The 20,019-nt window shown below is 49.1% G+C and carries 18 protein-coding genes and 1 tRNA gene; 2 read left to right on the plus strand and 17 right to left on the minus strand.

The annotated features are described in order from the left end of the window. Positions 1 to 11: 11 nt before the first annotated feature. The 15 genes from rpoB to DS731_RS18035 form a co-directional block, all read right to left on the minus strand. The gene (rpoB, locus tag DS731_RS17965; protein ID WP_119502615.1) at positions 12 to 4,040 is read right to left on the minus strand and encodes a DNA-directed RNA polymerase subunit beta; all 4,029 of its coding nucleotides are present in this window, start codon (positions 4,038 to 4,040) and stop codon (positions 12 to 14) included. Between the two features lie 281 nt (positions 4,041 to 4,321). After that, positions 4,322 to 4,696, minus strand: coding sequence for a 50S ribosomal protein L7/L12 (gene rplL, locus DS731_RS17970; RefSeq protein ID WP_119502616.1), 375 nt, complete (start codon positions 4,694 to 4,696; stop codon positions 4,322 to 4,324). A 56-nt stretch (positions 4,697 to 4,752) separates the two neighbouring features. Continuing rightward, on the minus strand, positions 4,753 to 5,271 hold the full coding sequence (gene rplJ, locus DS731_RS17975; RefSeq protein ID WP_119502617.1) for a 50S ribosomal protein L10: 519 nt from the start codon (positions 5,269 to 5,271) through the stop codon (positions 4,753 to 4,755). Positions 5,272 to 5,586: 315 nt separating this feature from the next. After that, positions 5,587 to 6,282 (minus strand): 50S ribosomal protein L1, encoded by a 696-nt coding sequence (rplA, locus tag DS731_RS17980; protein WP_119502618.1) that lies wholly within the window; start codon positions 6,280 to 6,282, stop codon positions 5,587 to 5,589. A 4-nt stretch (positions 6,283 to 6,286) separates the two neighbouring features. Beyond that, positions 6,287 to 6,715, minus strand: a complete 429-nt coding sequence (gene rplK, locus DS731_RS17985) for a 50S ribosomal protein L11 (RefSeq protein WP_070123202.1) — start codon at positions 6,713 to 6,715, stop codon at positions 6,287 to 6,289. A gap of 204 nt (positions 6,716 to 6,919) precedes the next feature. Then, entirely contained in the window at positions 6,920 to 7,516 is a 597-nt protein-coding gene (nusG, locus tag DS731_RS17990) for a transcription termination/antitermination protein NusG (protein ID WP_119502619.1), read from the minus strand. Position 7,517: 1 nt separating this feature from the next. Next, entirely contained in the window at positions 7,518 to 7,895 is a 378-nt protein-coding gene (gene secE, locus DS731_RS17995; protein WP_119502620.1) for a preprotein translocase subunit SecE, read from the minus strand. A 62-nt stretch (positions 7,896 to 7,957) separates the two neighbouring features. Then, a tRNA-Trp gene (locus DS731_RS18000) sits at positions 7,958 to 8,034 on the minus strand. Positions 8,035 to 8,276: 242 nt separating this feature from the next. After that, a complete protein-coding gene (locus DS731_RS18005) occupies positions 8,277 to 10,118 on the minus strand; it encodes an ABC transporter ATP-binding protein (RefSeq protein ID WP_119502621.1) in 1,842 nt (613 codons plus the stop codon). A gap of 13 nt (positions 10,119 to 10,131) precedes the next feature. Continuing rightward, positions 10,132 to 10,746, minus strand: coding sequence for an RraA family protein (locus DS731_RS18010; protein WP_119502622.1), 615 nt, complete (start codon positions 10,744 to 10,746; stop codon positions 10,132 to 10,134). 122 nt (positions 10,747 to 10,868) lie between these two features. After that, positions 10,869 to 12,251, minus strand: a complete 1,383-nt coding sequence (gene dbpA / locus DS731_RS18015; RefSeq protein WP_119502623.1) for an ATP-dependent RNA helicase DbpA — start codon at positions 12,249 to 12,251, stop codon at positions 10,869 to 10,871. Continuing rightward, positions 12,248 to 13,822, minus strand: a complete 1,575-nt coding sequence (locus DS731_RS18020) for a substrate-binding periplasmic protein (RefSeq protein ID WP_119502624.1) — start codon at positions 13,820 to 13,822, stop codon at positions 12,248 to 12,250. Before DS731_RS18020 ends, dbpA begins: the two co-directional genes overlap by 4 nt. After that, positions 13,795 to 14,838 carry a dihydroorotase gene (gene pyrC / locus DS731_RS18025; RefSeq protein WP_119502625.1) on the minus strand — a complete coding sequence of 348 codons (1,044 nt, stop codon included), beginning with the start codon at positions 14,836 to 14,838 and terminating at the stop codon, positions 13,795 to 13,797. The genes DS731_RS18020 and pyrC overlap by 28 nt, the downstream gene beginning before the upstream one ends. A 118-nt stretch (positions 14,839 to 14,956) precedes the next feature. Continuing rightward, positions 14,957 to 15,520: a PhnA domain-containing protein gene (locus DS731_RS18030; protein ID WP_181013676.1), complete on the minus strand. Its 564-nt coding sequence runs from the start codon at positions 15,518 to 15,520 to the stop codon at positions 14,957 to 14,959. A 54-nt stretch (positions 15,521 to 15,574) separates the two neighbouring features. Further along, a complete protein-coding gene (locus DS731_RS18035) occupies positions 15,575 to 16,105 on the minus strand; it encodes a lipocalin family protein (protein ID WP_119502626.1) in 531 nt (176 codons plus the stop codon). A gap of 120 nt (positions 16,106 to 16,225) precedes the next feature. Here DS731_RS18035 and DS731_RS18040 point away from each other — a divergent pair, with 120 nt between their 5' ends. Both DS731_RS18040 and gloA2 read left to right on the plus strand, forming a co-directional pair. Further along, positions 16,226 to 17,179, plus strand: coding sequence for an aldo/keto reductase (locus DS731_RS18040; RefSeq protein ID WP_119502627.1), 954 nt, complete (start codon positions 16,226 to 16,228; stop codon positions 17,177 to 17,179). 77 nt (positions 17,180 to 17,256) lie between these two features. After that, a complete protein-coding gene (gene gloA2, locus DS731_RS18045) occupies positions 17,257 to 17,643 on the plus strand; it encodes an SMU1112c/YaeR family gloxylase I-like metalloprotein (protein ID WP_119502628.1) in 387 nt (128 codons plus the stop codon). 4 nt (positions 17,644 to 17,647) lie between these two features. On the opposite strand, the gene DS731_RS18050 is transcribed toward gloA2, so the two are convergent. Together DS731_RS18050 and DS731_RS18055 are read right to left on the minus strand one after the other, a co-directional pair. Next, positions 17,648 to 18,538: an ROK family protein gene (locus tag DS731_RS18050; RefSeq protein WP_119502629.1), complete on the minus strand. Its 891-nt coding sequence runs from the start codon at positions 18,536 to 18,538 to the stop codon at positions 17,648 to 17,650. After that, a complete protein-coding gene (locus DS731_RS18055; protein WP_119503491.1) occupies positions 18,525 to 19,745 on the minus strand; it encodes an MFS transporter in 1,221 nt (406 codons plus the stop codon). The genes DS731_RS18050 and DS731_RS18055 overlap by 14 nt, the downstream gene beginning before the upstream one ends. Positions 19,746 to 20,019 lie beyond the last annotated feature (274 nt).

Raw genomic sequence — 20,019 nt, forward strand, 5'->3', positions numbered from 1 at the left:
CGTTAGCCGTATTACTTTTCTTCCAGCTCGATGTTGATACCGAGTGAACGAATTTCTTTAAGCAATACGTTGAAGGATTCTGGCATGCCAGGCTCCATTCTGTGATCGCCATCAACAATGTTCTTGTACATTTTGGTACGGCCGTTAACGTCATCCGACTTAACAGTCAGCATTTCCTGCAGGGTATAAGCAGCACCGTATGCTTCCAGTGCCCACACTTCCATCTCACCGAAGCGCTGACCACCGAACTGTGCTTTACCACCCAGAGGCTGCTGTGTAACCAGGCTGTAAGAACCGGTAGAACGGGCGTGCATCTTGTCGTCTACTAAGTGGTTCAGTTTCAGCATGTACATGTAACCTACCGTTACCGGACGTTCGAATTCGCGACCGGTACGGCCGTCGAACAATTGAATCTGTCCGCTTTCTGGCAGGTCAGCCAGTTTCAACATTGCTTTAATTTCTGCTTCTTTCGCACCAGAGAATACTGGTGTCGCAACAGGAACACCTTTACGCAGGTTTTCTGCCAGGCGACGTACTTCGTCATCGGTGAAGCTGTCGATGTCTACTTCCTGGTGATTCTCACCTAAGGTGTAAACTTCTTTCAGGAACTCACGCAGCTTAGCCAGTTCTTCCTGTTCTTTGATCATGCGATCAATCTTCACACCCAGACCGTGAGCCGCCATACCTAAGTGGGTCTCAAGGATCTGACCGATGTTCATACGCGATGGTACACCCAGCGGGTTAAGTACGATGTCTACCGGCGTACCGTTAACATCGTAAGGCATATCTTCTACAGGGATTACTGTAGAGATAACACCTTTGTTACCGTGACGACCAGCCATCTTATCACCAGGCTGGATGTGACGTTTAACCGCGAGGTAAACCTTAACAATCTTCAGCACGCCCGGAGCAAGGTCGTCACCCTGGGTGATCTTGCGACGCTTGTTCTCGAACTTCTTATCGAAATCTGATTTGATTTCAATGTGCTGTTCAGCGATTTGATCCAGTTCGTTCTGTGCATCTTCGTTAGTCAGAGGGATCTCTAACCATTTTTCACGAGGCATGCTGTCTAACTTCGCTTCATCAACCCCAGCGTTGATCAGCAAGTTACGTGCACGGGCAAAGATACCGTCAGCCAGGATATTGAATTCGTCAGACAGGTCTTTCTTAACCTGACGTAACTGCATGTCTTCAATTTCCAGTGCACGCTTATCTTTTTCAACACCGTCACGGGTAAAGACTTGTACGTCGATAACAGTACCGTGAACAGAGTTAGGTACACGCAGAGACGTGTCTTTAACGTCAGATGCTTTTTCACCGAAGATAGCACGTAGCAGTTTCTCTTCTGGCGTCAGTTGCGTTTCGCCTTTAGGCGTTACTTTACCAACCAGAATATCGCCGCCTTTCACTTCCGCACCGATGTAAACAACGCCGGATTCATCCAGCTTGCCCAGTGCAGCTTCACCCACGTTAGGAATATCAGAAGAAATCTCTTCCGGACCCAGCTTGGTGTCACGAGCAATACAGCTCAGTTCCTGAATGTGGATAGTGGTGAAACGGTCTTCCTGTGCAACACGCTCTGAAATCAGAATCGAGTCTTCGAAGTTGTAACCATTCCACGGCATGAACGCGATACGCATGTTCTGACCAAGCGCCAGCTCACCCAGGTCTGTAGACGGGCCGTCAGCCAGTACGTCACCGGCAACAATTGGGTCACCAACGTTACAGGTAGGTCTCTGGTTGATACAGGTGTTCTGGTTAGAACGGGTGTATTTCGTCAGGTTGTAGATATCAATACCCGCTTCACCCGGAAGCATCTCGTCTTCATCTACTTTGATTACGATGCGGCTCGCGTCGACATAATCAACCATACCACCACGTTTAGCAACAACGGTTACACCAGAGTCAACCGCAACGGTTTTCTCCATACCAGTACCAACCAGCGGCTTATCAGCACGCAGTGTAGGTACTGCCTGACGTTGCATGTTCGCACCCATCAATGCACGGTTAGCGTCATCGTGTTCCAGGAACGGGATAATGCTGGCAGCAACAGAAACGATCTGTTGAGGCGACACGTCCATGTACTTGATTTCTTCTTTTGGCATCAGCGTGGTTTCACCACGGTGACGTGAAGGGATCAGGTCATCAATCAGTGCGCCGTTTTCATCAACAGCAACGTTTGCCTGTGCGATCTTGAACTGACCTTCTTCGATAGCTGACAAGTAATCAATCTCGTCAGACACAACGCCGTCAACGATGCGACGGAAAGGTGTTTCAAGGAAACCGAAGTCATTGGTACGGGCAAAGCTCGCTAATGAGTTAATCAGACCGATGTTCGGACCTTCAGGGGTTTCGATTGGACACAGACGACCGTAGTGAGTCGGGTGTACGTCCCGAACCTCGAAGCCTGCACGTTCACGTGTCAGACCGCCCGGGCCTAATGCAGAAATACGACGCTTGTGCGTTACTTCTGACAGCGGGTTGTTCTGGTCCATGAACTGAGACAGCTGAGAAGAACCGAAGAACTCTTTAACTGCTGCAGAGATAGGCTTCGCGTTGATCAGATCCTGTGGCATTACGTTGTCGAGGTCGCCCAGAGACAGACGCTCTTTAACCGCACGTTCAACACGTACCAGACCTACACGGAACTGGTTCTCGGCCATTTCGCCAACAGAACGGATACGACGGTTACCCAGGTGGTCGATATCATCCACTTCGTCCTTACCGTCACGGATAAGGATAAGTTGCTTCATTACAGAAACGATATCGTCTTTGTCCAGCGTACCGGAACCAACCAGTTCTTCACGACCTAAACGACGGTTGAATTTCATACGGCCAACAGATGACAAGTCATAGCGATCTTCAGAGAAGAACAGATTGTCAAACAGCGTTTCAGCAGCATCTTTAGTTGGTGGTTCACCAGGACGCATCATCCGGTAGATTTCTACCAGTGCTTCGAGGCGATTTGTTGAGCTGTCGATACGCAGTGTATCTGAGATGTATGAACCGTGATCCAGTTCGTTGATATACAGAGTTTCAAACTCTTTAACACCGGCCTGGCTTAACTCAGCCATCAATTCCAGTGTTACTTCATCGTTCGCATTAACCAGTACTTCGCCAGTTTCTTCGTTCACGTAAGTACGCGCGAATACACGACCGATGAGGTATTCTGCAGGTACTTCTAACTCAGTGATACCCGCTTTTTCAAGCGCACGGGTGTGACGTGCAGATACACGACGACCGGTTTCAACGATGACTTCGCCTTCGTTGTCTTTAATATCAAACTGTGCAGTTTCACCACGCAGACGATCAGGCACAACTTCCATCAGAAGCTTATTGTCCTGAATGCGGATTTGTACTTTATCGAAGAACAGATCCAGAATTTCTTCTGTCGTCATTTCCAGCGCGCGTAAGATAATCGTTGCAGGCAACTTACGGCGACGGTCAATACGAACGAACAGGTTATCTTTAGGATCGAATTCAAAGTCTAACCACGAACCACGGTAAGGGATAACACGTGCGTTATACAGTACCTTACCGGAAGAGTGAGTCTTCCCTTTGTCGTGATCATAGAACACACCGGGTGAACGGTGTAACTGAGAAACGATAACACGCTCAGTACCGTTGATGACGAACGTACCGTTCTCTGTCATCAATGGAATTTCGCCCATGTACACTTCTTGTTCTTTGATGTCTTTAACCGTACCCGGCGCAGCATCTTTATCGAACAACACTAAACGAAGTTTTACTCTTAATGGGGCTGAATACGTGACGCCTCGAATTTGACATTCTTTAACATCGAAAACCGGTTCGCCCAGACGATAGCTCACATACTGCAGCTCTGAACTGCCAGAGTAGCTCTTAATTGGGAAGACAGAACGGAAAGCAGCTTCCAGTCCGTACTGACCATCTGCATCGATTTCAATAAATTTTTTGAATGAATCTAGCTGAATTGAAAGGAGGTATGGAATTTCCAATACCTGTGGGTGTTTGCCAAAATCCTTACGGATACGTTTCTTTTCGCTATAAGAGTAAACCATGGGTTCCTCAGCCTGCTGATTTTTGACCCAACCTGCTGTCTGAACTAGTCAAACAACAAACTTCCACGACCCTTTTTCGGGGTAATTAAATAGCATACACCAAAATTTAACCAAATAGTTAGTTAAGACTTTGGTTTTCTGCTCATTTAATTAATTTCCGATATGCTTTTGGTGGATACAGTAAAGGGTTAAAAACTGTACACCCTACAGCGCAAAAAGGCTGGTGGTCAATATTAACCACCAGCCTTGCCGTTTCAGGCAGGTAATCTAAGCAAATTAGATTACTTGATTTCTACTTCTGCACCAGCTTCTTCAAGCTCTTTCTTCAGTGCTTCAGCTTCATCTTTAGCTACGCCTTCTTTGATAGCTTTAGGAGCTGATTCTACCAGTTCTTTAGCTTCTTTCAGACCTAAGCCAGTCGCGCCGCGAACTGCTTTGATTACTGCAACTTTGTTGCCACCGAATGAAGTCATTACAACGTCAAATTCAGTCTTTTCTTCTGCAGCAGCAGCTTCGCCGCCAGCAGCTGGACCAGCAACTGCAACAGCAGCCGCAGATACGTTGAATTTTTCTTCAGCTGCTTCGATCAGTTCAACCAGTTCCATTACTGGCATTTCAGCGATCGCGTTTAAGATATCTTCTTTAGTCAGAGCCATTTCTCTAAACTCCCGGGATTAAATAGTTAAAAAAATCAATATGCCAAAGACGCCAATTACTTGGTGTCTTTGACCGCCGCCAATACACGCACAAATTTGGCAGGAACTTCGTTGATAGTTTGAACGAACTTGCCAACTGGTGCTTTGAAGGTCGCAAGAAGTCTTGCAAGCGCTTCGTCGCGGGTAGGCAGGGCTGCTACTGCATCCAGTTTTTCTGGACCAAGTAAACCACTACCAATCGAAAGTGCAGTAACTTTCAGCTTATCGTTAGTCTTACCGAAGTCTTTGAAAAGACGTGCCGCACCGCCTGGTGCATCGATAGAGAAACCATAGATAAGCGGGCCAGTTAAGGCGCTTTCCATATCTGCAAAATTACTGTCTGCCAATGCACGCTTAGCCAGAGTATTACGTACAACCTTCAGGTATACGCCTTGCTCACGGGCTTTAACACGCAGGTCAGTCAGTTCTGCAACTTCCATCCCACGGTATTCAGCAACGGCTACGGATAGAGCGCGAGACGCAACTTCAGAAACTTCTGCTACGATCTCTTTTTTTGCTGCTAAACCTAGTGCCACTGAGTTCACCTCATAAAATCTGATGTCCGTTCCGGTTACCCATCCCGTTCATCAGTGTTCACAGATTGATACATCTACTCAAAGTAGCTGTACCGCTCTACGGTGTTCGTTATCCCAGAGAGTCTGAGTCGAAACCACCGTCTGCGCAGGCTGTTGTATTAAGTTAAGCGTTGGTGCAAAAGTTCTCTTACCTCTTTTGCCGCTTAGCGCCTGCGGTCTTGGACGGGAGCTATCGTTATTCGCTTTTGGCGATATACAACAGCTCCAACCCATAACCTTTAAGAGACAGACGGGCTATGCCATCTGTAAAAAGTCTTACAGACCTACAGTACCTTTATCAACAGATACGCCAGCGCCCATAGTGGTGCTCAGGCTTACCTTCTTGATGTACAGGCCTTTAGCTGAAGAAGGCTTAGCTTTCTTCAGTGCTTCCAGAAGGGCTTCCAGGTTCTCTTGAATCTGGTTAGCTTCGAAAGCAATTTTGCCGATGCTGGCGTGGATGATACCGTTCTTATCGTTACGGTAGCGAACCTGACCAGCTTTAGCGTTTTTAACTGCAGTTGCAACGTCAGGCGTTACAGTGCCAGTCTTAGGGTTAGGCATCAGGCCACGTGGACCTAAGATTTGACCCAGTTGACCAACAACGCGCATTGCGTCAGGGCTGGCAACTACTACGTCAAAGTCCATCTCACCCGCTTTAACTTTCTCAGCCAGGTCGTCCATACCTACGATGTCCGCACCCGCTTCTTTAGCAGCTTCAGCGTTTGCACCCTGAGTGAATACTGCAACGCGAACGTCTTTACCAGTACCGTTAGGCAGTACAGTTGCACCACGTACGTTCTGGTCAGATTTCTTCGCATCGATACCCAGGTTGATAGCAACGTCTACGCTTTCTGCGAACTTAGCAGTAGCCAGTTCCTTCAGCAGAGCAACAGCTTCGTTGATATCGTAATCTTTAGTCGCGTCTACTTTCTCGCGGATCAGGCGAGCGCGTTTAGTCAGTTTAGCCATTCGATTAACCCTCTACGTTCAGACCCATGGCGCGAGCAGAACCCGCGATAGTGCGTACAGCAGCGTCCAGAGAAGCAGCAGTCAGATCAGGCTCTTTAGTCTTGGCAATTTCTTCCAATTGAGCGCGGGTAACTGTACCAACTTTCTCAGTGTTAGGACGGCCAGAACCACTCTTGATGCCAGCTGCTTTTTTCAGCAGGTAAGACGCAGGAGGAGTTTTGGTTTCGAATGTGAAAGAACGGTCTTCGTATACAGTAATTTCTACTGGTACCGGAGCGCCTTTCTCAAGACTTTCAGTTTTTGCGTTGAAAGCCTTACAGAATTCCATGATGTTCACACCATGCTGACCCAGTGCAGGACCAACTGGTGGAGAAGGGTTTGCAGCACCTGCTGCAACCTGAAGCTTAATTAAGCCAGTTACTTTCTTAGCCATTTTAATGCTCTCGTTAGTGGGTATAACGCCTCGTAAATACTCGAGAATATTTACTCAATCGGCTTCCCGTTCGGTTTCGAAGGGCGCGTAATGTACAACAAATAGTCGACTTATGCAACCTTAAGTTTGAGAAATCCTGAAACAGGGTTCTCATAAAACAAAAAAACCTGCCGGAGCAGGTTTTTTCAAATACGCTTTGTGCGATTAACCTTTTTCTACCTGACCAAATTCCAGGTCGACAGGGGTAGAACGGCCGAAGATCAGAACCGATACTTTTACGCGGCTCTTTTCGTAATCCACTTCTTCGACAACGCCGTTGAAGTCTGCGAAAGGACCATCGGTAACACGAACCACTTCGCCCGGTTCGAACAGTGTTTTTGGTCTTGGCTTGTCTGTATTTTCTTCCAGACGGTTCAGGATCGCATCTGCTTCACGCTTGGTGATAGGCATAGGACGGTCAGAGGTACCACCGATGAAGCCCAGTACACGAGGAACGCTCTTCACTAAGTGCCATGACTGCTCGTTCATTTCCATTTCTACCAGCACGTAACCAGGATAGAACTTACGCTCTGACTTACGTTTCTGACCAGCACGCATTTCAACCACTTCTTCAGTCGGTACCAGTACCTGACCAAAGAACTTTTCCATTTCGTGCATTTTGATGTATTCAAGCAGCGTTTTCTTTACGCGGGATTCGTACTGCGAATAAGCCTGAACAACATACCAGCGCTTTTTATTTTCTGGTGCAGCGCTTTCTGATGCTGCCTGATTTTCTTCTGGTGTTTGATTCTCTTCAGACATCTTACACTCCAATTCCGGTGATGAAGGCAACTAAACGTACGATAATGCCGTCAAGGCCCCACAGCAGCAGTGCCATGATTAACGTCGCAGCCATTACGATAAGTGTTGTCTGGTTAGTTTCCTGACGGGTTGGCCAGATAACTTTACGCACTTCCATGCGGGATTCTTTGGCAAATGTCAGAAACGCACTGCCCTTTTCAGTCGTGGCCGCAATAAAGCCGGCTACAGCAACGACTGCAACGGCGACAAGCGCACGTACCAACACTGAAACCTCACCGAACATGTGGTTTGCAGCAATCAAACCGGCCAGTAATGCAAAGATCACTAACCATTTCATCATGTCCAACGGATTGGACGTACTTTCCGTTTTTTCGCTCATTTCACGATCCTAGCAATACTGCGTCGTCAGTCGCTACAACGTTCGCTATAGCATTTTAATTCTGGCAGGGGTGGAGGGACTCGAACCCCCAACCATCGGTTTTGGAGACCGCTGTTCTACCAATTCGAACTACACCCCTGTTGTCTGTACGGACAAATTTCAGTTGCACTACCCTTGTGAATTCTGAGGCGTTTCTTTAAGGAAAATCGCGGATTCGCAAGGGAGGGACGCGTATTATACCCATCCTCGCTTCAGATACAACACTGGCTGTCATCAAAATCCCTCTGATGCAGTCAGTTTTGGCTCACAAGGCCACTTATCTTTTTTCACCGGAGCGTCTTATTCCGCATTTCCGGAGCGGATTCAATCCGTTTCTTTGCCCTATTCAACACCGATAAAGCCGCCGGTCTGGTGCGCCCAGAGTTTCGCATAAATGCCGTTACGGGCAACAAGTTCGCTGTGCGTACCTGACTCCACAATCTCACCTCTATCCAGCACCAGCAGCCGGTCCATTTGTGCAATGGTAGACAGCCTGTGGGCAATTGCCAGCACGGTTTTGTTGTCCATCACTGAATTCAGGCAATCCTGTATCGCTGCTTCAACTTCTGAATCCAGCGCCGAAGTCGCTTCATCAAGGATCAGAATTGGCGCATCTTTTAGCAGTACACGGGCAATGGCGATACGCTGTCTTTGACCGCCGGAAAGTTTCACGCCCCGTTCACCCACGTGGGCGTCATAACCGGTTCGACCTTCACTGTCGGATAATGAAAGAATGAAGTCATGGGCTTCAGCTTGCTTCGCCGCTTCTATCATTTCTTCTTCTGTGGCGTCAGTACGCCCGTAGATGATGTTATCCCGCACAGAACGGTGCATCAACGATGTATCCTGGGTCACCATACTGATTTTTTCTCTTAACGTCTCCTGGGAAACAGACTTTACCGGTTGTCCGTCAATGCGAATTTCACCACTGTTGGTATCGTAAAAACGCATAAGCAGATTAACGAGGGTTGATTTCCCGGCCCCTGAACGTCCTACCAGACCAACCTTTTCACCCGGCTTGATGGCAATATCTAATTGATTGAATACGTTAATGTCGCGGTTATCACTACCGGTATAGGAGAAGTTCACGTTATCAAAACGGATAGCGCCTCCTTTCACGGCAAGGGCGTCTGCATCGCCGGCATCTTTAACCTCAACAGGCTTCGCCAGCGTATTCATTCCGTCCTGTACCGTACCGAGATTCTCAAACAGCGATGATACTTCCCACATAACCCAGTGAGACATACCGTTTAAGCGCAGTACCAGACTGATGGCCACAGCGATGTCTCCCGGTGACACGATTTCATGCATCCACAAGTAAACAGACAGTGCGCCGATAGCAAAGATGAGTATGGCATTAGCCAGTTCCACACAGTTTTCCAGAATGGTCACCAGTCGCATTTGCGGATAAACCGTTTGCAGGAAACCATCCATACTTTCTTTTGCGTAATCCGCTTCTCTCCGGCTGTGAGAGAACAGTTTTACCGTAGTGATGTTGGTATAACTATCGACGATACGCCCCGTCATTACGGCTCTTGCATCTGCCTGAGCTTGCGATACCGCTTTCAGCTTCGGTACCAGAATGCGCAAAATACCAATGTAAACGAAGAACCAGATGATGAGTGGCATAGCCAGACGCCAGTCCGTTGAGAAAACCAGTACCACCATTGATATGAAGTACACACAGATGTACACCATCAGATCCAGCAGTTTCATTACGGTTTCGCGGACAGCCAGTGACGTTTGCATCACCTTGGTGGCGACACGGCCGGCAAATTCATTTTGAAAGAAACTTAAACTCTGTCCCAGCAGATAACGGTGGGCCTGCCAGCGGATCCGCATGGGATAGTTTCCCATCAGCGATTGCCTGTTGAACAGAGAACGCAGCAAAATACAGCCCGGAATTAATACCAGAACCACAAACCCCATTCCCGCCAGGGTCCATATTTCATCCTGCAGGAATGTGTCACGGTCATGGGCTGAAAACCAGTCTACCAGTTGACCCAAAAAGCCGAACAATGCCACTTCCAGTGCAGCGATAATTGCACTCAATAAGGACACAACAGCAATAATGTGCCACATTCCCCGGGAATAATGGCGACAAAAAGCAACGAGCCCCTCTGGTGGTTGAGTCGGGGCTTCGTCAGGGAACGGCCTGGTCAGCCGTTCAAAAAATGAAAACATATGAGGGTCCGGGTTATTCTTTAAACCCTAGCTTAGTGAGGATGGATTCCACTTTTTCAAGATGATCATCCTGCCATTGTGCTAATGACACTGATGAATCCTTTTCATTTCTCTTTTTAGCGATATCCAGAACACTTGCTGCATCAGCCAGAGGAATAACCGCGATCCCCTCTTCGTCTGCAACAATGATGTCGCCTGGGTTCACAGTAACCCCACCGCATTCAACCGGCTGATTAAGGGGAGATAATACCTTCTTCGCGCCGGGTTTCGGACATACGCCTCTGGCAAAAACAGGAAATTCCATCTCCCGCACTTCCTGCACATCACGGATTACACCGTCGATAATAAATCCGGCAACACCGCGCTGCTGCGCGATGGCACAAACGTTCCCGCCAGCCAGCGCGTACATATCATCGGCCTGTGCAACAATGATATCGCCCGGGTTTGCACGGTATATTGCGGCATGAAGCATAAGATGGTCGCCGGGTTCACACTTAACCGTAAAGGCCGGCCCGGCAATACGTGGCACGGGTTGCCACAGTGAATGGATGTCGTAATGTATGAACTGACTACGCGGCAATGCATCTGCATAATCGCACACAGAAACGGATAAAAACTCATCGTACATGGAGCCTCCTTTTCAGCCTGAGTGGTGAGTTGCTCTCCCCACTATATCAGGCTGAAAAATAACCGCTGTCAAAAGCGGTGAATGTCCGCTATAAGCGAATCATTGTGTAGTTTACCGTCTTCTTAACCCAGTTTGCGGGCACGCACACGTTTGCCTTTAATCTTTCCTTCCCGGAACAGTTTTAATGCACGCTTCGCACTGCGCTCTTTCACCGATACGAAACTCTGAGAGTTCTGTACCTGAATCTTACCAATATCATCAGCAGCAATATCCGCGTCTTTCACCAGAGAGCCAAGGAAGTCACCCGGACGTAATTTTTCTTTTTTACCTGCATTCACATGCAGACAAACATATACAGGGCTGGTGATACGGTTTGCATGAAAACGGAGGCTCTGTGAGCCTTTCAGAGGAATTTTCATTTCCGCGAAAGCTTCAATCTTTTCAAAATGATCCTTCTCGCGGTCACTGACCAGTGTGACCGCCAGACCTTTCGCTCCGGCCCGGCCAGTTCGCCCTACACGGTGTGTATGGGTATCGGCATCTTCACTGACATCCACGTTAATCACACAGTCGACTTCCTTGATATCCAGACCACGGGCAGCAACGTCCGTTCCCACCAGCACTGACAACGCCTCAGCAGCGAAACGGGCCAGTACGTCGGTACGCTCACGTTGTTCCATTTCCCCCTGCAAACCGGCTACGGAAAATCCGGCAGCGGTCAGTTCATCCACCACTTCGGTCACCCGTTTACGGGTATTACAGAACAAAATCGCTTTGGTTGGCTGAATGGTGGTCAGCACGGCTTTTAAGGCATTGAGACGGGTATGCTCTTCTACCGAATACGCCTGTTGCTCAATATCCGGATTCGCTACCACATCAGCCTTAGCTGTGAAGGTGAGCGGATCAGCGAGATATTTATTCGCCATCCGTTTAATACCGTCGGTCCAGGTAGCAGAAAAGAGTAATGTCTGCACCTGCTCTGCGGTGTAGGAAAAAATTTCATCTACATCGTCTGCAAAACCCATGTCGAGCATGCGGTCAGCTTCATCCAGCACCCGCGATGTCACGCCGCTCAAATCAATCCGGTTTTTCTGTAAATGATCAAGGATACGGCCCGGCGTACCCACTATCACATGAGCGCCATGCTTAAGAGACTGAATTTGCGGCCCCATGGGCTCACCGCCGCACAATGTAAGCACCTTCAGATTCGACATACACTGCCCCACTGCACGGTATTGCTCAGCTACCTGTGCAGCCAGTTCCCGTGTGGGACACAGCACCACAGCCTGAGTGGTAAATTCCGTGACTTCAACCCGGTTAAGTGTCGCCACCGCAAAAGCAACAGTTTTACCACTGCCGGTTTGCCCCTGAGCCATGATATCGCGGCCTTCCAGCGCCTGAGGAAGCGTACCGGCCTGAACCGGCGTCATTGACGGGAATCCAAGCCTGCCAAGAGCGTCCTGAAGCGGGGTGGAAATTGCGTGTAATTCTGAAAATTGTGTCATTGTGTCTTATCGATACTATATAAATACATGATGCCATCCCTGACCGAATAGCGGGTATTACTGCGCCGGTTAATGTCTCTGGCCCAGCGCTCAGCCCACTGCAAATATTTCTCTGATTGTTTTAACCGGCTGGCAGCTTCTGTGAATTTTTCTACCAGCGCCGGATCTGTTCCGGATTTCGACAGCACCACCCAGGTAGTCACATCACTGTGACGGGTAGCTAATTGTATGTTCTTACAACCGGCTGCACTTTGTCTGCATCCGTGGTCCATGGCGTCGGGCGATGCAAATGCCAAATCAATATCCCCCTGATGCAGAGCATCAACCACTTCTCTCCATGAATCAAACTCCACCACAGGCAATCCCGCTTTTCGGGCTATATCGCTGCGAAAGTCACGTTTAATTGTTCCTGTGACCTTTGCTTTCGGAATATCGTCAATCGTCTCCCAGGTTTCATCGTCCAGCCCGAAGAGTCCGTAGCTATTGCGGGTTACCGGCGTTATCCAGTGGAAGAGTTCTTCACGCTCCGGTGTTCTGGCCACGGTAAATGCCAGCACATTGGGCTTTTGCAGTGATTCGCGAATCAACCGCTGCCAGGGCACTGCCAGCAAGGGGGCATCGACATCGGCTTCAAGTAACAAAGCGCGCACTAAATCAGCATTATATCCCACCAGTTCCTGTCGCGAATTTAGTTTCGCGAAATCACCGGAGAGTTCTCCTAACACCCAGATATGCTCTGCTTTGTCGATACTCCGGGAGTCTGACAAATACAACACACCATCATCGGTACGGGCAATGAGGCCGAAAGCCGTTAATTCATCCTGCACCTCATCGGCAAGCTGGCGAAATGCCGGGGTTTGCCTGAACCGTTCTGCCGCCTGCGTGAGGGCCAAGGCCAGCGCTTCACTGCCCTCTGTCTTCGGCAGAACCAGGTAACTGACAGGTGTGCCGGTGGTGTAAGCAGGGATAAGTTCATCGCAATCCATCAGGGCTTGCGCGCACACCAGACGGACGCCGGCTGAAGAAAAAAGCACACCTTCAACCCGGTCTCTCAGCAATGTGCCGATTGCCTGCTCCCAGGAATTCACCGCCAGTACGCCGGACACATTGGCTTGTCTGAGCAACTCATGACGGTAGTCATCGCGCATAACTGCAATGGAAGAAAGCTGGTTCAGCGACGATACCCCTGACCGGGCAAAAACACTTTCTTTTTTAATGTACAGTTGATTGGGCGTTGCCGTTACCGGCATGATCCAGTGATATTGGGATTCTCTTTGTGGCGTGCGTACCACCGAGGCCCCCAACTGATTCGGATTCTTTTTCAAATCCGCCAGCATGCGGGCAAAAGGTTCCGGTCTGATACTGTCTTCCAGCCCTGCTTCTGACAACACCCCGCGGATAAGACTGACCGTATACCCGCGTAATTCGCCATCCTGCGTTTCCTCAGAAAACACAGGCACAGGACTGACAATAACCGACAATGGCTCAGCGTTAACAGAAAAGAGAACGCTGGCCAGAAGACTCAGACCGCCGGTGAGCCATCTTAAGAAAGAGACTGCTCCAGCTTCCATTTAAGTGTCTTCCCTGCATGAAACGGTACCATTTCAGTGCCGTCCGGTAATGTAACCACTTCAGGCACCTGCCACGGAGAATTAACCAGCGTGATGGTGCCTTCATTTAATGGCAAACCATAGAAGTTTGCACCGTGAAGACTGGCAAAGCCCTCAAATTTATCCAGAATATTCAGCTCATCAAAAATTTCTGCATAAAGCTCAATAGCACTCCAGGCACTGTAACAACCGGCACAACCGCAGGCATTTTCTTTACGGTGTCGGGCGTGAGGCGCAGAGTCTGTGCCCAGGAAAAATTTAGGCGAGCCGGTGGCTACCGCTTCCTGCAACGCCTTCTGGTGAGTATTGCGTTTCAGTACCGGTAAACAATAGTTATGTGGACGTACACCGCCAACCAGTAAATCATTACGGTTCAGCAGAAGGTGCTGGGGCGTAATGGTCGCAGCCACATTATCACTGGCCTGCATCACGAACTCAGCGGCATCGGCGGTGGTGATGTGCTCAAATACAATCTTCAGTTCAGGAAAAGCTGCAACAATAGGACGCAGGTGGGTATCGATAAACACTTTTTCACGGTCGAAAATATCGATGTGGTTTTCCGTGACTTCGCCGTGGATCAACAGTAAAAGACCGTGTGCCTGCATGGCTTCGAACACAGGATAAAGTGCTTCAATGGCAGAAACGGCTGCATCAGAGTTAGTCGTTGCACCCGCCGGATATAATTTACAGGCAACCACCCCGGCTGCTTTTGCCGCTGCTATATCTTCAGCAGTCGTCTGATTGGTCAGATAGAGCGTCATTAACGGCTCAAACTGACTACCCGCAGGTCGCGCTGCTTCAATACGCTGCTTATACGCAGTTGCCATTTCAGCATTGGTGACCGGCGGAACCAGATTCGGCATGACAATCGCTCTGGCGAAGCAACGGGCTGTTGCCGGTACGGTCTCGCCCAGCATATCGCCGTCGCGGAAATGTAAGTGCCAGTCATCGGGGGTGCGGATAGTTAACGTCTGCATCGGGTGTATTTTGCCTGTGTTGTCTGTTTCTCTGGCTAATTATGCCTGATAAGACGTCACTGTGCACGAATGTCGCGCACCTTGCTCAGGTAAAATGCGCGACAGTCTGACCCGGGTTTCAGGCTTTCTTTGTATAAGCGGCAATAATGACGATGCGGGTACCGTTTACACGGCCTTCAATGTGAAGCGGGTTATCACTTAAGCCAATATTACGTACAGCCGTTCCCCGCTTTGCAGTGAATGTGGCGCCTTTCACGTTAAGATCTTTGACCAGATGAACGGTGTCACCGGCAGTCAGCGCGGTTCCGTTGCAATCCAGAGTCGGCTCACGGTTCAGATCCACCAGACCGGCCTCGCCCCAGGCGCGCACATTGTCTTCCAGATACGCAATGTCCAGCAAATCCTGCGCCCAGGTCTCTGATTTCAGCTTATTCAGCATGCGCCACGCCGTCACCTGTACCGGTGCAACAGGCGACCACACGGCTTCATTCAGGCAGCGCCAGTGGTCTGCATTTAATTCACTTTCGCCGTTTAACTGGTCACGGCAAACCTGACACGCAGCGATATGCGTATCCGCTTCACTGTCAGGTGAAAAAGGCACTTCGTACAGTGCAACCAGGTCCTGACTGCCACACAACTCACATGCGCTGCCCGCACGGCTCATTACACGATTTTCCACAATTTACTCCGGTGAGGAAAAACCGCAATTGTAGCAGGGTTTTATTTTCCGTGCCGCTCATTCAGCACGGTGCATATCCTGTTTAACGTAGATCAACTTACCGGTGTCGTAACCCAGTCCCTCTGCTTTACTTACCAGAGATCGCAGTAAATCCTCCTGCATCGACGGATTACGGGACAAGATCCACAAATAATCGCGATCGGGACCGGTCACCATGGCGTACTGGTAGTCTTCATCCAGCGCTATCACCACATAGCTGGCATAGAAAGGCCCGAAGAAAGACACTTTAAGGTGCGCGGTTTGTTCATCTTCTACGAACAGGGCCTTACCTTCAGCCTCGTCCCATTTGTTATCTTCGCTGTCAAATCCACGGTTGATAACTTTCACACTGCCGTCATCAGCCAGAGAATAAGTCGCCGTCACCTGTGTAAGGCCCTCTTCAAAGGAATGGGGTAATCTTGCAATTTCGTACCAGGTACCAAGATATCTGTCGAGCCGGAAATCTCTTACCGGCTGTATGCCGTCCGGTTTAGACGTACAACCGGATATCGCAAACAAAGCAAAAATGAAAAAAGTGAATAAACGCATAGCAGGCACTCTTACAATCAAATTAAATATGTTTAGCTTACATACGATTGCAAACCCGATCCGGATACCTGAAAACATGTTAATCTGGCAAAAATAAACAAAACCAATTCAGGACTTTGCATGTTATCTCACTATTTTCCCAACGCGAGTAGACTGGTCTACGGCTGTATGGGCCTCGGCGGTGACTGGGACAGCTCCCCGGTCACCCGTGAACATTACACGCAGGCCAGAGACGTCATCGAAACAGCGCTTGAAAATAACATTACTGTTTTCGACCATGCCGATATTTATACACTGACCAAAGCGGAACAGGTATTCGGGCAAGTGCTAAAAGATGCACCGTCGCTGAAAGATAAGATGATTCTGCAATCAAAATGCGCCATCCGCTTTGAGGATGAAGCCGGTCCCAAGCGCTATGACTTTTCTGCCAAATGGATAACCGAATCTGTAGACGGAATTTTGTCCCGTTTGGGCATTGAGCAACTGGATATTTTACTGCTGCACAGACCTGACCCGCTGATTGAACTCAGTGAAGTTGCACAAACCATTCATGATTTGCAGGCTTCAGGCAAAATTAAACACCTCGGTGTGTCTAACATGCACGGTCATCAGATTGCATTTTTGCAAAGTGCACTGGATACACCCATTGTCGCCAATCAGTTTGAAATGAGTCTGGCATTCCGCGACTGGGTAGAAGATGGCATTACCACTAACAGCGCCCACAACCGCAATATGGGCTATGCGCCCGGAACCATTGAACATTGCATGCTGAATAAAGTGCAGTTGCAGGCATGGGGAAGCCTGGCACAGGGCCGGTATACAGGCGGCAAAGCTGAATTTGAAGAAGATGTTGCCACGGCGGCGCTGGTTACCAAACTGGCGGCAGAGTATGGTGTGTCACCGGAAGCCATTGTACTGGGCTGGCTGATGCGCCATCCTGCCGGCATTCAACCTGTGATCGGCACCACAAACCTGCAACGTATCAGACAGTGCACAGAGGCAACCAACGTCACCTTAAGCCGTGAACACTGGTACGCTCTGCTTGAGTCAGCCCGCGGCAGTGATGTGCCCTGAGCGACTGACACCATCTATGTAAGGAGAAGCCCGCCGGTTTCTCCTTTTTTAAGGATTTTATCCCGCTAAGGAACACCATGCTAAACGGCTTTCATCATGTTGCGATAATCTGCAACGACTATCCGGCTTCAAAAGCCTTTTACACAGACATACTGGGTTTCAGTGTTATTGACGAAAATTACCGTGAAGCACGGGATTCATGGAAGTGCGACCTCGCCCTGCCAGATGGCTCTCAGATAGAGTTATTTTCCTTTCCCGGCGCACCGGCAAGACCTTCACGCCCCGAGGCACAGGGATTAAGGCATCTGGCTTTTAAAGTCAGTGATATTGATAAGGCTGTGGCGCAGCTGACAGCACATGATGTCAGCTGCGAAGATATCCGTACTGATCCCTACACACAAAAACGTTTTACGTTCTTTCAGGATCCAGATGGTTTACCACTGGAACTGTACGAAATTAACTGACACGTTATGCGTCATGGTCCAGCAGCGCCAGCGCGCCATAAATGCCCGAGCGGGTTCCCAGCCCCGGCAGACAAATGATGTCGTCCAGACTCTTGCCCTGAGGGAAGACAATGTAATCCTTCAGGCTGGCTGACGTTTTATAAACAATACGCTCCATCATGCCCGTTTTCTGCATTACACCGCCACCGAACACGATTTTTTGGGCGCTGAAACCTACCATCAGGTTATGGCACAATTGCGCCAGCACGTCGGCAAGTTTATCCCAGGCTTCGTGATCATCCGGCAGCGTATCAGACGGCTGTCCCCAGATTTTACCCAGTGCCGTACCTGATGCCAGACCTTCCACACAATTACCGTGGAATGGGCAAACACCTTCAATGCCCTTTGGCGGGATGACCTTAAAATGGCCAATTTCAGGATGCACCAGACCATGCAGGGGCTTTCCGTTAATCACCACTCCGCCGCCGACACCGGTACCAACCGTTACATACACAGCCACGCTGGCTTCCTGCGCTGCACCCCAGCGATATTCCGCCAGCGCTGCAGCATTCACGTCGGTATCAATTTCAACCTCACAATCAAGTGCACTGGCAAAGTAAGGCGCTACAGACGCGAAGCTCCAGTGAGGCTTCGGCGTTTTGGTAATAAAGCCCCAGGTATCCGAGCTTTTATCCAAATCCAACGGACCAAAACTGGCAATGCCCATTTTCGAAAAGTGATAGCCTCTGGCCCGCTGTGCTTCAAAGAAACTGACACAGGCAGCTAAGGTTTCTTCCGGCGTCGTAGTGGGTATGCGGATTTCTTCAACAATATGCCTGCCAGCATCCACAATAGCGCAATTAAACTTTGTTCCGCCGGCTTCAATAACCGCATAATACTGATCAAGCAGCGCCATATTCACTAGCCTCAATTTTTTCTAACTGACGTTGAGTCGGGTTCTTCAGATAATTAAATAACAGACCGGCAAACAGCAAACTGGCAAACACGGTGGCAACCATAAAGCCATATTTAGCATCGCCACCATTTGCGTCGCTGACCAGTCCCATGATGAACGGACCGGCCGCTGCTCCGGCTGCAGTGAAAAAGAGTATCACACCCGCCACCGATCCGTGCTGATGTTTAGGAAAGCAACTGATGCCTTTTGAATTAAACGTCGGATAAATCACCGACATAAAGATACCGGTAAGCGGGAACAGATAAAGTGCCACCTGCTTGCCCCCCATCAGGCCGCCGGCAAAGCACACAACAATGGCGCCGCTGAATAACATCAGAACCAGTGCCCAGTTAAAATGACTCATCATCCAGATCCCAACAAAGCGTCCGGCAGCACGAAGTATGAAAAAAGCGGTAACAGAATAAATGGCCAGAGTTTGGGCCGCACCGCCGGTATAACAATCATAAGTCGCTCTTAACGAGGCTGCGTCGCACACCAGATAGCTTGGCATCCACACATAAATCGCACTTTCCGCAGCAACATATAAAAAGGCACCGGTGGAAAAACCCAGCGCATAGGGATTTTTAACCAGAGACAAACTTTGACGCACTGAGACTTTCTTAACGCTGTCGTCCTGATTGCGGGTATAAACCGGATATTTCACCCACACCGCAACCACTATCAGAAATGTACAGATCCCGCCGGCGATAATGTACAGGTACTGCCAGGGCACACCCTTATGAATAAGCCAGGCAACGATCAGCGGGCCGATTATCGCACCCACTCCAAAGAAGGCCTCAGCACCGTTCATGGTAGCGGTATGCTGTTTCGTTGATGAGGAAATATCACCGATAAGCGCCAGCGCACCTGTTTTAAAAATACCCACCGCAATGCCGGATAAGGTCATCAGGCTGACAATAAAAACAAAGTTGTTGGCGATAAAAAAGCTGTAGCACGCCAGACCGAACACACTTAATCCGATTATGATGGTAGTTTTACGACCAAGGCGGTCAGCAAGAAACCCCAGTAACAAACCAGACATTGCAATACCCAGCATGGGCAGGGAATGCATCAGACTTGCCTGAGCATTCGTGACATCAAACGCCACTTTCACTTCTTTAATTATTTCGCCCACAGAATCTGATGTCATTGCGAACATCATAAACATTAAGTACGTAAGCCATCGAATGAACTGGCTGTTCGACTGTTGCATACGGCTGCCTCATAAACTGCAGATAAGGCAACCTGTGGCCCCTCACCTGAGGATTAAATTTCAACTATTAACATTTTTTTATCATCACCTCGTCTAAACTTAACCATTTAAACGTGTGAGACTTTTTCGATTAAGTGTAGACAATTTCTCCTGAGACACTAGAAATAAGTCATTCAGAATGTTTTGCAAAAATCACTTAATCGTTTAAGATAAAGTAACAGAACGTACA

The sequence above is a fragment of the Alteromonas sp. RKMC-009 genome (assembly GCF_003584565.2).
Lineage (GTDB): Bacteria > Pseudomonadota > Gammaproteobacteria > Enterobacterales > Alteromonadaceae > Alteromonas.